This window comes from Pseudoalteromonas sp. PS5 (assembly GCF_004103255.1).
GTDB lineage: Bacteria > Pseudomonadota > Gammaproteobacteria > Enterobacterales > Alteromonadaceae > Pseudoalteromonas > Pseudoalteromonas peptidolytica.
In genome coordinates, this window is sequence record NZ_RCSQ01000042.1 from 1 (window position 1) to 14,598 (window position 14,598).

Annotated in this window: 10 protein-coding genes; 4 read left to right on the forward strand and 6 right to left on the reverse strand. The window is 41.6% G+C overall.

Annotation, left to right across the window (positions count from 1 at the left end; translation table 11 throughout):
- Positions 1 to 187: 187 nt before the first annotated feature.
- Entirely contained in the window at positions 188 to 2,719 is a 2,532-nt protein-coding gene (locus D9603_RS05590; protein WP_128730584.1) for a TonB-dependent receptor, read from the reverse strand.
- 171 nt (positions 2,720 to 2,890) lie between these two features.
- Here D9603_RS05590 and D9603_RS05595 point away from each other — a divergent pair, with 171 nt between their 5' ends.
- A complete protein-coding gene (locus D9603_RS05595) occupies positions 2,891 to 3,418 on the forward strand; it encodes a YaeQ family protein (protein WP_241651591.1) in 528 nt (175 codons plus the stop codon).
- A gap of 15 nt (positions 3,419 to 3,433) precedes the next feature.
- Here the strand turns inward: D9603_RS05595 and yfaE are convergent, their stop codons facing one another.
- From yfaE to ubiG, 5 genes are all read right to left on the reverse strand, one after another.
- Complete coding sequence (yfaE, locus tag D9603_RS05600) at positions 3,434 to 3,709, reverse strand: class I ribonucleotide reductase maintenance protein YfaE (RefSeq protein WP_128730585.1); 276 nt, start codon at positions 3,707 to 3,709, stop codon at positions 3,434 to 3,436.
- Positions 3,709 to 4,839: a class Ia ribonucleoside-diphosphate reductase subunit beta gene (nrdB, locus tag D9603_RS05605; protein WP_128730586.1), complete on the reverse strand. Its 1,131-nt coding sequence runs from the start codon at positions 4,837 to 4,839 to the stop codon at positions 3,709 to 3,711. Before nrdB ends, yfaE begins: the two co-directional genes overlap by 1 nt.
- Before the next feature lie 53 nt (positions 4,840 to 4,892).
- Positions 4,893 to 7,178: a class 1a ribonucleoside-diphosphate reductase subunit alpha gene (gene nrdA / locus D9603_RS05610; protein WP_125253947.1), complete on the reverse strand. Its 2,286-nt coding sequence runs from the start codon at positions 7,176 to 7,178 to the stop codon at positions 4,893 to 4,895.
- 356 nt (positions 7,179 to 7,534) lie between these two features.
- Positions 7,535 to 8,182, reverse strand: coding sequence for an HAD-IA family hydrolase (locus tag D9603_RS05615; RefSeq protein ID WP_128730587.1), 648 nt, complete (start codon positions 8,180 to 8,182; stop codon positions 7,535 to 7,537).
- The gene (ubiG, locus tag D9603_RS05620; RefSeq protein ID WP_125253915.1) at positions 8,179 to 8,889 is read right to left on the reverse strand and encodes a bifunctional 2-polyprenyl-6-hydroxyphenol methylase/3-demethylubiquinol 3-O-methyltransferase UbiG; all 711 of its coding nucleotides are present in this window, start codon (positions 8,887 to 8,889) and stop codon (positions 8,179 to 8,181) included. Before ubiG ends, D9603_RS05615 begins: the two co-directional genes overlap by 4 nt.
- Positions 8,890 to 9,151: 262 nt before the next feature.
- Here ubiG and gyrA point away from each other — a divergent pair, with 262 nt between their 5' ends.
- The 3 genes from gyrA to aroA all read left to right on the forward strand — a co-directional run bounded on the left by gyrA (position 9,152) and on the right by aroA (position 14,404).
- Positions 9,152 to 11,824 carry a DNA gyrase subunit A gene (gene gyrA / locus D9603_RS05625; protein ID WP_128730588.1) on the forward strand — a complete coding sequence of 891 codons (2,673 nt, stop codon included), beginning with the start codon at positions 9,152 to 9,154 and terminating at the stop codon, positions 11,822 to 11,824.
- 217 nt (positions 11,825 to 12,041) lie between these two features.
- The gene (serC, locus tag D9603_RS05630; protein ID WP_128730589.1) at positions 12,042 to 13,124 is read left to right on the forward strand and encodes a 3-phosphoserine/phosphohydroxythreonine transaminase; all 1,083 of its coding nucleotides are present in this window, start codon (positions 12,042 to 12,044) and stop codon (positions 13,122 to 13,124) included.
- A complete protein-coding gene (gene aroA / locus D9603_RS05635; RefSeq protein ID WP_128730590.1) occupies positions 13,124 to 14,404 on the forward strand; it encodes a 3-phosphoshikimate 1-carboxyvinyltransferase in 1,281 nt (426 codons plus the stop codon). Before serC ends, aroA begins: the two co-directional genes overlap by 1 nt.
- Positions 14,405 to 14,598: the final 194 nt, after the last annotated feature.

Below are 14,598 nucleotides of genomic sequence, written 5' to 3' on the forward strand. Positions count from 1 at the left end.
ACTGATGGCTTAAACCGATCTCGGGTTAATTAAGCAAATTGGTATAAAATCAACATACGTTAATACTTGCTCAACGTGAGGGAGTAGTTTCAAATTCTTGAATGATTGAGCAGTAAGACACGTGATTAGCTAATAAAAAAGCTACCCGAGAAGGTAGCTTTTTGGTTTCTATAAAAGAAAGGAACTGTTAAAAGTAGCCCCTGATCCCAAGCTTAATATTACGACCAGGCAATGGTGCCTGCTCTTTGATAAATGAGCTATGCACATAACCCAATTCATCCGTTAGGTTGTCTAGGTTCAGGTAACCAACCATATCATTGCCCATCAACTCAAAGTCATAATTTAACGAGACATCAACCATAGTATAGCCTTTAGTTTCGCTCTCATAACGGGCAACATTGTCTTGGTCAAAATAATGAGTAACGGTAAAGTTTGCCGTTAAATTTTCATAACGGTGCTCGTAATCCACACCTAGTTTATTACTAGGAATACGAGGTAAGTATTCGTCATTATCTAATTTAGCTGTGATTGAATCACCAAAAACTTTGACTCGGGCGAAGCGATTAAGCTTATAGTGAGCATCAAACTCAAGGCCATATAACTTTGCATCGCTACTTTCAAATTTAAATACTGGGATTGCGTCATCATGAGCGTGATCTGCGATTTCTAGCCCATGTTCAGCAGTAAAAATGTAATCAGTCAGTGCTTGATAATAGAAGTTTTCTATATCGTTGTAGAAGAAATTAACCGTATAGCCAAAATCACCAGAAAACTTTCTGAAACTAACATCTAGATTAGTTGATGTTTCCTGTTCAATATCTTGTGGTTCAAAATGTAAATGATCGCCCTCAAGTTCATAGCCTAAGCCAAGCTCATAAGTGCTTGTAGCGATATGAATACCATTTGAAAGTAGCTCGGCTGTTAAAGGAGCACGCTCTGAGCGTGATAATGAAACAGCAACATTGCTACCTGCTGTATAGTCATATACACCGCCGACAGAAACACTCAAGTTTGTCATATCAAGATCATAAGCTATGAATCCAGTTTCTATCTCACTATCATGATGGTCATGGTCATGGTCATGGTCATGGTCATGGTCATCTTCTAATGAATCACCTTTGCTAGAAAGCTGGTAATCTTCGACTCTTGCACCAAGTTCTAATGTAAAATCACCGAAACGGCGTTCTTCAAGAATATAGAAAGCGTGAGTTTTAGTTTGAGTTGAAGGCGTAAATGCTTCTTCACCATTTGCTGAATAATCACTGTCAGAAAAATGATAGCCTACGGTGCCATGCCACTCACCCAAGCGGTGCTCAGCAGTTAAACGCAGCTCTGTAGTATCATTTTCAAATACTGTGCCGATATTACCATGTTCGATCTCAGCATGTTCATAATCAGTGTAGCCTACACGTAACCCTATTGATTCTAGCCAATCGCTGTGTACCGCATAATTGATAAGACCTTGCCAACGATCTTGCTTAACTCGGGCAAAGACAGATTCTTCTGCATGGCTCTCTTCACTCTCATGATCATCATGTGCTTCGTGGTCATGATCATCATGCGCTTCGTGATCGTGGTCATCATGAGCGTGGTCATGGCCAACATGCGAGTGTGCAGGGATCCCATAGTCAGTATCAATACGGCCGTAAGACAAACCAAGAGTGAGGTGATCGCCAACGTAACTTGTACCAAAGTTAAATTGCTCTGAATCGATGAAAGTGTTATCTACTTTATTCGCATATTCGACTTCATGTGATTCACTTTCGTGTTCGTGTTCGTGTTCGTGTTCGTGTTCGTGTTCGTGTTCGTGTTCGTGTTCGTGTTCGTGTTCGTGTTCGTGTCCATCATGTGACTCATGATCGTCGTGCGGTTGTGCAAAATTAGGCGTTTCATAATCGCCGCCTTTGCGCTTAACACCATCAAAGTGGAAATTAAAACCATCAAACCCTGACTCAAGTAATACGGCAAATGTGTTGGTATTCGAATTGGTGTCATGGCTGTAATCCGCAGCACCTTGCAAGCTATCTATGACATCTGTAGGAATACGATTATCTACAACGTTAACTACGCCACCAATAGCACCAGAACCGTAAAGCAATGTTGCAGGTCCTCTGAGTACTTCTATTTGTTGCGCTGCCAGTGAGTCATTGGTATTTGCGTGATCAGGGCCAACTCTTGAAGCATCGCTGCTGTCTAGGCCATTTTGCGTGATTTTGACACGAGGTCCATCTAAGCCTCTAATAATTGGGCTTGAGCTAACTGGGCCAAAGTAACTGGCGTTAATACCCGGTTGACCTTTTAATGTTTCCCCTAGTGTGGGCTTAGCACGGTTTTTTAATTCATCACCACTTAATACACTAACAGGAGAGGTCATCTCCATACTATTTTTGTGTAATGCCGATGAATAAACAACGATACTCTCAACTGATGTTGGCTCAAGTTGTACACGTACAAACCCTTGTTGTTCAGTGATATTAACGCGGTTGTCTAAATAGTTTGGTTTTGTAATGTGTAATTGAGCATCAGAGTCTACTTCAATTGTAAATTGCCCATTTTTGTCAGATTTGACGGCTTTACTTTTACCATGGAGGTGAACGGTCGCATTACTTAGAGGCTGATTGTTGGCATCAACGACTTTTCCGGTTAATTGTCCTGCATAGGCCTGAGAAGTGCCTAGTAACGAGAATAACGCGCTGGCGATAAGAGACTGCTTAAACATATTTATTTTACCACGAGTTAGATTATTTACTGAACGAGTGAGCCCTTTAGGCAATAGAGTTATAATATAACACTACAGTTTAGGTGGATCAATAACGTTATACTATAACTTAGTTATTGTTGAAATTAATATAGGTACTATAGTTAGAAGATGCGCATAACTAGGCATGCCATGATGAACAAACCATTTGTATTCAAAGCAAGAATTAAAGTTGCTGATTTATTTCATCACAGTCATCATGAAGAAGCATTTACAGCAGCCATGTTGTCAAAAGAGAGCTGTAAACACTTTGCTATTAAACTTATTGGGATCTGTGCGTTGTCGTTTAACAAACCGGTGAAATGGTGTAAACAGGAAAGAAAAAACTGGCCCGATGTCTGGATAGTTAATGATAATAATGACGTTGAGGTTGCACTTTTTATTGGCAATTTTGAAGTAGCTGAAATTACTAAGTATGAAAAACTATTTCCTAAGGTTGTTATTTTCTGCCTAGAAGGTCAGCAGTGGTTTGATGCACGCAAATCACAGCTTGAATTTATTGACTCACTCTCTGTATTTAATATTCCTGAGCGATTTATTGATGAGCTTAGCGATATGTTGACTCGAAGCTTGCATTGGGATGTAATATTTGAGACCAATGCGGTAAGCGTCACAGATGGCGAACACTACATTCGAACACCGGTGACAAAATTAATGTAATCGCAGTAAATTATATTACTCTGGCAATTCAATGGTGATGTCACTGAGCGGTTTACTGCAACATAAAAGGATCTCGCCTTCGCGGACAAACGCTAATGGTTCATTGGAATATTGCGTGCTTCCATTTAGCAATTTTGCACGGCAAGCGCCACAAAACCCTTCTCGACATTGGTAAGACACTTGGATATTGGCGTTTTCTAAAGTCTCTAATATTGAACATGAAGAAGCCACATATTTCAGTGGCTCCTCAATATTATTAACCTGAATGAGGTATATTGGCTTTTCAACCATTACAAATCGAAATCGCCAAAGTCAGCAGCGTCTACTTCTGAATCAATCTGACCAACTAGATAAGAGCTTATTTCTGCTTCTTGTGGTGCAACCTGTACGTTATCTGATACTAACCAAGCGTTGATCCAAGGGATCGGGTTTGACTTGGTCTCAAACTTTGAAGGTAAACCAACAGCGGTCATACGAATATTGGTTATGTACTCGACATATTGACACAAGATATCTTTATTCAGACCGATCATAGAGCCGTCTTTAAATAAGTACTCGGCCCATTCTTTTTCCTGTTCAGCGGCCTCTACAAACATCTTGATTGCTTCTTCGCGACATTGGGCAGCAACAATGGACATCTCAGGATCGTCTTTACCTTCTTGCATAATATTTAAAATATGCTGAGTACCTGAAAGGTGAAGGGCTTCGTCGCGCGCAATTAATTTGATGATTTTGGCATTACCTTCCATTAACTCACGCTCTGCAAAAGCAAATGAACATGCAAAGCTGACATAAAAACGTATTGCTTCTAGGATGTTAACGGACATGATGCAAAGGTATAGTAGCTTTTTAAGCTCGAACAGATTGATGACAACCGTTTTACCATTTATCTCATGCTTGCCTTCACCATACTGGTTATACAGGCTAACTTTTTCAATGAGTTCATCATAATACTTGGTAACCGCATCTGCACGTTCAACGATTTTGTCATTGCCAACAATATCATCGAATATAATCTCAGGGTTTTGTGTAACGTTACGAATAATGTGCGTGTAAGAGCGGCTATGTATCGTTTCACTGAAAGCCCATGTCTCTATCCACGTTTCTAGCTCAGGGATAGAAACGATGGGTAACAGCGCAACATTTGGCGAGCGACCTTGAACACTGTCTAACAACGTCTGATATTTAAGATTGCTAAGGAAAATGTGTCTTTCATGCTCAGGAAGAGCCTGAAAATCAAGTCTGTCTTTACTTACATCAACCTCTTCAGGGCGCCAAAAGAAAGAAAGTTGCTTTTCAATGAGCTTTTCGAAAATCGGGTACTTTTGCTGGTCGTAGCGAGATACGTTAACTGTCTGTCCGAAAAACATCGGCTCTTTTAGTTGATCGTTATGATTTCTGCTAAACGTTGAATATGCCATAAATGTGTTACTCAATACCTAAAAAAGCGGGTGAAGCACACCCGCATAGAACGTTATATCTTACAAGCGCCGCCTTCACAGCCATCATCTTCTACTTCAGGTTTTAGTTCGTCCTGAGCATCTGACGCACCATCACGGGTGTTATGGTAGTAAAGGGTTTTAACACCAAGTTTGTATGCAGTTAGTAAGTCTTTTAAAAGTAGCTTCATAGGTACTTTACCCGCTTCAAACTTACTTGGATCATAATTCGTGTTTGCAGAAATGGTCTGATCGATGAATTTCTGCATGATGCCTACTAATGTCAAGTAGCCATCGTTTGAAGGAATATCCCACAGTAACTCGTAACTGTCTTTCAGTCTTTCATACTCAGGTACTACTTGCTTCAAGATACCATCTTTACTTGCTTTCACGCTGATGTGACCGCGTGGTGGCTCGATACCATTGGTAGCGTTTGAAATCTGAGACGAAGTTTCAGAAGGCATTAAAGCAGACAATGTAGAGTTACGCATACCATGCTTCTTGATGCTTTCTCTGAGCGCGTCCCAGTCAAGGTGCAATGGCTCAGCACAAACTTTGTCTAGATCTCGTTTGTACGTATCAGTAGGCATAATACCTTGTGAGTAAGTTGTCTCGTTGAACTTAGGACAAGCACCACGCTCTTTGGCAAGTTCATTCGAGGCTTTCATCAGATAATATTGAATTGCTTCAAATGTTTTATGGGTTAAACCATTCGCGCTACCATCAGAGTACTTCACACCATTTTTTGCTAAGTAATAAGCAAAGTTGATAACGCCGATGCCTAGAGTACGACGACCCATAGTTGCGTTGTAAGCAGCAGGTACTGGGTAATCTTGATAATCCAACAGGTTATCAAGCGCACGAACTGCCAGCTCAGCAAGCTCCTCTAATTCATCTAAAGATTTGATCGCACCTAGGTTAAATGCAGAAAGCGTGCACAGTGCAATTTCGCCTTCAGGGTCATTAACATGACTCAACGGTTTTGTTGGCAATGCAATTTCAAGACACAGGTTTGACTGACGAATTGGTGCTACTTTAGAGTCAAACGGACTGTGAGTATTACAGTGGTCAACATTCTGTAGGTAAATACGACCTGTACTTGCGCGCTCTTGTGCAAACATGGAGAAAAGCTCAATTGCTTTGATGCGCTTTTTACGAATAGATTCATCCTGCTCGTATTTTGTATAAAGCGCTTCGAATTCTTGCTGATCTTCAAAGAAAGCATCGTAGAGCCCAGGTACGTCTGATGGACTAAACAGGGTAATATAGTCATCTTTAATCAGTCGGCTGTACATGGTTTTATTGAACTGCACACCGTAATCTAAATGACGGACACGGTTTTCTTCAACACCGCGGTTGTTCTTAAGTACAAGTAGGTTTTCAATCTCTAAATGCCAAAGTGGGTAGAATAGGGTAGCCGCACCACCACGTACACCGCCTTGAGAACAGCTTTTAACTGCAGTCTGAAAATGCTTATAAAATGGAATACATCCTGTGTGGTATGCTTCACCATTTCTAATTGGGCTACCTAGCGCTCGGATACGTCCTGCATTGATACCAATACCTGCTCGTTGGCTTACGTACTTTACTATTGCAGATGAAGTAGCGTTAATTGAATCTAAGCTGTCAGCACATTCAATTAATACGCATGAACTAAACTGGCGTGTAGGCGTACGAACACCAGCCATAATAGGCGTTGGTAGTGAAATTTTGAACGTAGAGACGGCATCATAAAAGCGCTTGATGTAATCTAAGCGTGTTTCTTTTGGATAATTTGCGAATAAGCTTGCAGCAACTAACACATACAAAAACTGTGCGCTTTCGTAGATTTCACCTGTAACACGGTTTTGTACGAGGTACTTACCTTCCAGCTGCTTAACGGCCGCATAGCTGAAATTCATGTCGCGATTATGGTCAATATAATCGTTTAGTTCGTTGAACTCAGCCTCAGTGTAATCAGTCAACAAGTGTTGATCATATCGTTTGTCTTCAACAAGCTTTACCACATGCTGATATAGGTGAGGCGGCTCAAAGCATCCATATGCTTTTTTGCGTAGGTGAAAAATAGCAAGTCGAGCTGCAAGGTATTGGTAGTCCGGAGATTCTTTTGAAATAAGATCCGCTGCAGCCTTTATAATCGTTTCGTGGATATCACCAGTGCGAATACCGTCATAAAACTGAATGTGTGACTTTAACTCAACCTGAGAAACTGAGACGTTATCTAGGCCTTCTGCGGCCCATGTAATGACACGATGGATCTTGTCTAGATCTAACGGCTCTTTGCGACCGTTTCTTTTGCATACAGATAGCTGTTGGTTCATGTTATGTGCCTGTATTCCTTAGGAACGCGCTTTAGATATCGCACGAATTAAAAATTGTTTAGCAAACCACCACTATATATGGTGCTATAGCGGCTAGGGATCACAAGATAGTGGGGTTAGTGCGAATTTGCAAGAGAACAACTTTAGGAGAATTGTGGATAAGTTTGGGATAATTTATTTATGTTAGTGCCCACTCACCTTCGACAATCCGCTTATCTGCTCACAAAGAAAAATCAACTTAAAGATGGTGCTTTTTAGTAAAAATAAAAAAAAAAGTTTAAGTGATTTTTTTCTACACAAATTCGTTTCTATAATCGTTAAAGCACAATATCTTGTGCTTTGAAAAAATTATAGCACTAGATATGCGATATTGCATCCAACGGGTTAGTAAGATATAGATCCGCATTCCAAGACTTAGCAACTTGTTCAGAAGGGATGAATCCCCACATCGCAACAGCACTTTTCATTTTTGCAGATTTTGCAGCAATAATGTCACGCTCTGCATCACCTACATACATACATTGACTGGGATCAACCCCCAGTTTTGAGGCAACCAATAAGAGCGGCTCTGGGTGTGGTTTTGCGACTGAAAGCGTATCGCCACAAACCACAATATCTATCTTTGCCAGTTCTGGTATTTGCTTTAATAACGGTAGCGTCAAAAACTCAGGCTTATTGGTCATGATCCCTACCTTTATGTTTTGCTTTCGAAGGCTATCCAATAACGCCCCAATATTTGCAAAACAATGAGAGTGTTTGGCAAGGTTATCCGCATAATAGTCGAGTACAGATTGGCGTAGTTGATTAACATCAAATTGATGCAAGGTGTCGCCAAACCCCACTTTTAGCATTGCCGCGACCCCGTCAGATATGGCACTGCTGTAAATGGCTTTTTCAACCACAGCCATATTATTCATTGCTAAAACGTGATTTAGCGCAGCACCCAAGTCTTCACTCGTGTCGAGCAGTGTGCCATCTAGGTCAAATAAAACAGCGTTAATCATACTAGCTTCTCAAAATGAAGTACGTAGTTGACGGAAACGTCTTTAGTTAAAGTGAATGTCTGTCCAATCGGATTGTAGTGAATACCGCTTGCTGCTCTTACTTTTAAGCCATAACTCTCGGCCCAATTTATCAAAGTAGAAGGACGAATAAATTTGTCATGTTCGTGAGTGCCTTCTGGCACAATCTTCAGTAACTTTTCAGCGGCAACAATAGCTAGCAAATAAGCTTTAGTGGTTTTGTTTAAGGTAGAAAAGAACGCATGTCCACCAGGTTTCACTAATTTTGCAACTGCGCGGATGATAGACTCTGGATCGGGTACGTGTTCAAGCATCTCCATACAGGTAACTACATCAAATGTACCAGCACGCTGCTGGGCAAAATCTTCAACTGGCACTTTTTGGTAGTTCACCTGAATATTGGCTTCTAGTGCGTGTAGTTTGGCAACATTTAGTGGCTCTTGACCCATATCAATACCGGTTGCATGTGCCCCCATCTTCGCCATACTTTCCGTTAGTATTCCGCCACCGCAGCCAACATCTAGTACATCTTTAGCAAATAAACCGCCACATTTATCGTTAATAAAGTCTAATCGCAAGGGGTTAACATTATGAAGCGGCTTAAATTCTCCTTCTTTGTCCCACCAGCGTTCGGCGATTTCTTCAAATTTTGCTATTTCATTAGGGTCTACATTTTGATGTTCGGTCATAAAAAACTTCCTCGTCGAATTGAGCGCATTATAAAAGGGATTTGATAAAAATAGCACCTGTAAAACGCTAAAAAGTGTGATAGCATGGCTAACGAATTTTATAATAAACAACACCCTTGCTGATACGCTGAAGCAATTCGGTTTTTAATAAGTGCTTTGATTTTGCATTTCAATTAACAAGCCATTTGATATTCAGCAAACAGCGCTACACACGTAATAGTGTGACATAAAAGGGGTGGACACTGAAGGAAAGTGGAGTCAAATGTCTGATCTCGCCAATGAAATCCTGCCAGTCAATATCGAAGATGAATTAAAAAATTCATATCTAGATTATGCGATGAGCGTTATTGTAGGCCGTGCATTACCTGATGTACGTGATGGCCTAAAACCAGTTCACCGCCGTGTATTATTCGCGATGAATGAATTGAAAAATGACTGGAATAAACCTTATAAGAAATCAGCTCGTGTAGTTGGTGATGTTATCGGTAAATATCACCCGCACGGTGATAGTGCTGTGTACGATACAATTGTACGTATGGCTCAACCTTTCTCTCTGCGCTATATGCTAGTAGATGGACAAGGTAACTTTGGTTCTGTTGATGGTGACTCTGCTGCTGCAATGCGTTATACGGAAGTGCGTATGGCGAAAGTTGCACATGAGTTACTTGCAGATCTTGAAAAAGAAACCGTGGATTATGTGCCAAACTATGATGGTACAGAACAAATACCTGATGTTTTACCAACAAAAATACCCAACCTATTGGTTAACGGTTCTTCTGGTATCGCAGTTGGTATGGCAACCAATATTCCACCTCATAATTTAACTGAGGTGATCAATGGCTGTTTGGCTGTTATCCAAAACCCAGACATTACCATTGAAGAATTGATTGACTATATACCAGGTCCAGATTTCCCAACTGCTGCTATTATCAGTGGTAAAAAAGGCATCGAACAAGCTTATAAAACAGGTCGTGGTAAGATTTATATCCGCGCCAAAGCGGAAATCGAAGTCGATGAAAAAACAAACAAAGAAACAATCATCGTCCACGAAATTCCGTATCAAGTAAACAAAGCGAGATTAATAGAGAAGATCGCTGAGCTTGTAAAAGACAAAAAAGTCGAAGGGATCAGTGCGCTGCGCGACGAGTCAGACAAAGACGGTATGCGTATTGTTATTGAGATTAAGCGCGGTGAAGTCGGTGAAGTTGTACTAAACAACTTATATGCACAAACGCAGTTGCAAACTGTGTTTGGTATTAATATGGTTGCGCTAGACAACAACCAGCCTAAATGTTTTAACCTCAAAGAAATGCTCGATGCGTTTATTATTCACCGTCGTGAAGTAGTAACTCGTCGTACTGTATTTGATCTTCGTAAGGCCAGAGACAGAGCACACACGCTTGAAGGTTTAGCAATTGCACTTGCAAACATTGACCCAATTATTGAGCTGATCCGTCGCTCACCAACACCAGCTGAGGCGAAAGCAGCATTAACGGCGCGTGGGTGGGACCTTGGTAATGTGAAAGCAATGCTTGAGCGCACTGGAGAAGAGAACGTTGCACGTCCAGATTGGTTAGCTGAAGAGCTAGGGATCCGCGATGGTCAATATTACTTGTCTGAACAACAGGCGCAAGCCATTCTTGACTTAAGGCTACACAAGCTAACCGGTCTTGAACATGAGAAAATTTTAGCTGAGTATAAAGAGCTACTCGACATCATTGCTGAACTTCTGTACATCCTATCTTCTCCAGAACGCTTGATGGAAGTTATCCGCGATGAACTAGTTGAAATCAAAGAAACGTATGGCGATGAGCGTCGCACAGAGATCACCGCTGCTGCACATGACATTAGCCTTGAAGATTTGATCAACGAAGAAGACGTCGTGGTTACACTTTCTCACGAAGGCTACGTAAAGTACCAGCCTCTTAGTGATTACGAGGCACAGCGCCGTGGTGGTAAAGGGCGCTCTGCAACTAAGATGAAGGATGAAGACTTCATCGAGCGTCTACTGGTGGCAAATACACATGATACAATCTTGTGTTTCTCAACAGCTGGCCGTTTATATTGGTTGAAAGTTTACCAATTGCCACTTGCGTCTCGCGCTGCGCGCGGCAAACCAATCGTTAACTTATTACCATTGGAAGCCGATGAACGCATCACGACAATTTTACCGGTTCGCGAATACGAAGAGGATAAGTTTATCGTCATGGCGACGGCAAGTGGTATCGTTAAGAAAACACCTCTGACAGCATACAGTCGTCAGCGTGCAAGTGGTATTATTGCCATCAACTTGAACGAAGGCGATAGCCTTATCGGTGCTAACATTACCACAGGCGAAAATGACATCATGCTGTTTACAGAGCATGGTAAAGTTGTCCGTTTCAATGAGAAACAACGTGACTCGGAAACGGGTGAAGTGAAGCGTGATCCTGAAACAGGTGAAGAGTTGCTAGCCTTACGTCCTATGGGTCGTACAGCTACAGGTGTTCGTGGTATCAAGATGCCAGACGATGTGAAAGTTGTATCGCTAATTGTACCGCAAGGAGAGGGTGCAATCTTGACCGTGACTGAAAACGGTTACGGTAAGCGTACTCCACTTGAAGAGTATCCAGCGAAGAGTCGCGCGACACAAGGTGTTGTGTCTATCAAAGTGACTGAAAGAAATGGTTCGGTGGTTGGCGCTGTTCAAGTTGATGATAACGATGAAATCATGTTGATTTCAAATCGTGGCACACTAGTAAGAACACGTGTAAACGAAGTATCGACGGTAGGAAGAAACACTCAAGGTGTTATCCTAATTCGTACGATGGAAGAAGAAAAAGTGGTCGGTCTTCAACGGATTGAAGAAATTGAAGTAGAAGACTTGCCAGAAGGTGAAATTGTTGAAGCTGAAGGTGAAGCAACCCCAGCAGTTGATTCGGACACCGGGGAATAACACAACCTTATATTTAATATAAAAAGCGACTTCGGTCGCTTTTTTTCTTTATGTCAGTTTTTTCAATCTCCCCCTCTATGACAATAGCTCGAACCCTGATAAATTAAGGCTACGAACTATCCGGCTTTTGCTTGGGCAACTCACTGTTCATTCAAAAAATATGATTACAATTCATCGATAATTTGGATGGGCTAGTTTATTAGGAATGAGGAAAAATATGACGGTTTATAATTTTTGCGCGGGTCCTGCGATGTTACCTGTTGAAGTGATGAAAAAAGCGCAAAAAGAGTTTTTAGATTGGCAGAATTTAGGCGTATCAGTGATGGAAGTCAGCCATCGCTCAGCGCCTTATTTGGAGATGGCGAAGCAGTGCGAGGCCAGCCTACGTCGTTTAATGAATATCTCCGATGAGTTTGAAGTGTTATTTATGCACGGTGGCGGCCGTGGTCACTTTTCAGCAGTACCATTGAATTTGCATGTAGATGGTTTGCCTGGCGTGTATGTTGAAAATGGTATTTGGTCAACCGGCGCGACAAAAGAGGGCGCGAAGTTTACTCAAACACACGCAGTTAATATCCGAGCCGACGAAAATGGTCAGTTTGACATTTTGCCTGTATCTAAGTGGAAATTACCGGAGGAAGCGTCATTTATTCATTATTGCCCAAATGAAACTATAGACGGCATCGAAATATTTGAAGTACCTAAGCATCCTACAGCACCAATTGTTGCTGATATGTCCTCCAACATCCTTTCACGCGAAATCAATGTGGATGATTTTGATCTGATTTACGCAGGTGCGCAGAAAAACATTGGCCCTTCAGGGTTAAGTATTGCAATTGTTCGTAAAACATTACTAAAACGAGAGGGCTTGCCTAGGCCTGCAATTCTAGACTACGCTACTGAAGCTGATCAGCAAAGTATGTACAACACACCACCTACATTTGCTTGGTATCTTGCTTTTGAAGTATTCAAGCACTTAGAAAGTATCGGTGGCGTGAAAGCAATGGAAGCGCATAATACTGCGAAAGCTGCTGTACTTTACGATTACATTGATAGCTCAGATTTCTACTCAAACAAAGTGGCTAAACATTGCCGTTCGCTAATGAATGTACCATTTTGGCTAAATGATGAAAGTCTCAACGACAAATTTTTAGCTGAAGCTGAGAAAAACGGCTTAATAGCGCTAGAGGGCCATCGTTTTGTAGGTGGCATGCGTGCAAGTATTTATAATGCAATGCCAATTGAAGGGATAAAAGCCTTAGTTGCATTTATGGACAAGTTTGCCAAGGAGAATGGTTGATGGAACAGTTAACGCTTAAGCCTATAACCAAAGTTAGTGGCAGTGTCACGTTACCTGGCTCTAAAAGCTTATCAAATCGTATTTTGTTGCTTGCGGCATTGTGTGAAGGCACGACAAAAGTGACGAACTTATTGGATAGCGATGACATCCGCCATATGTTAGGTGCACTGTCTCAATTAGGCGTTGAAGTTACACTAGAAGACGACAACACGGTGGCACTTGTCAAAGGAAATGGTGGTAACTTTATTTCCCCCGTTGAGCCGTTATTTTTAGGCAATGCTGGTACGGCGTATCGGCCATTAACTGCTGTGCTTGCTGCTATATCCGGTGATTATGAACTGATTGGTGAGCCGCGAATGGAAGAGCGCCCAATTGGCCATCTTGTTGATGCCATGCAAACGCTTGGTGCAGATATTCAATATCTCAAAAACAAAGATTATCCACCGCTAAAGATTGTCGGTAAGCAACTTACCGGTGGTGAAGTTGAAATTGACGGCAGTATTTCAAGTCAATTTCTAACAGCACTGCTGATGGCAGCTCCACTTTTCAGTGGCGATACTAAGATCAGGATTAAAGGTGAACTTGTATCTAAGCCTTATATTGATATTACCATTGGCGTGATGGCTCACTTTGGGGTTCATGTAGAAAACCACGATTATCAGTACTTTGTTGTGAAGGCCGCTCAGCAGTATCGCTCTCCAGGTACACTCATGGTTGAAGGGGATGCGTCCTCGGCGTCCTATTTTATTGCTGCCGCTGCCATTGCAGGTGGTGAAATTGAGATCAATGGAGTGGGTAAACAAAGTGTGCAAGGGGACATTGGTTTTGCCAAAGTGATGGAACAGGTTGGTGCGCATATCGAGTGGTATGATGAACGTATTGTGGTTCGTAAGGGCCAGATAAATGGTGTAGACATTGATGCCAATGCAATCCCTGATGCGGCAATGACACTTGCAACGGTAGCGTTATTTGCCAGTGGCAAAACGGCGATTCGAAATATTTACAACTGGCGTGTTAAAGAAACTGATAGGTTGGCTGCAATGGCGACTGAACTAAAAAAGGTTGGTGCGCACGTAGTTGAAGGGCATGATTATATCGAAGTGACTCCTCCTGTTAATTTTAATTTTACAGATGTGGACACATATAACGATCATCGTATCGCGATGTGTTTCTCTATGGTTGCGGTAGGAGGGCAATCTATCACTATTAACGACCCTAAATGTACAGCCAAGACTTTTCCCACTTATTTTTCAGTACTAGAAAGTATTAGCCAGTACTGAGATCTACCTTGATGCCGAGTCTCTTCGGCATCAACTTTCAGTTTACCTCAGCTAAAAAGTAACTTGCTCTAACAATTATTTGTATAAATTTGATGGTTGGTTTTATGCCAAAAGCTTATGTCTTACGGTATTTAATGGCACTAATAATTTGACATATAACAAAAAATGACAGGTAAATAAGGATATGTTCAGCA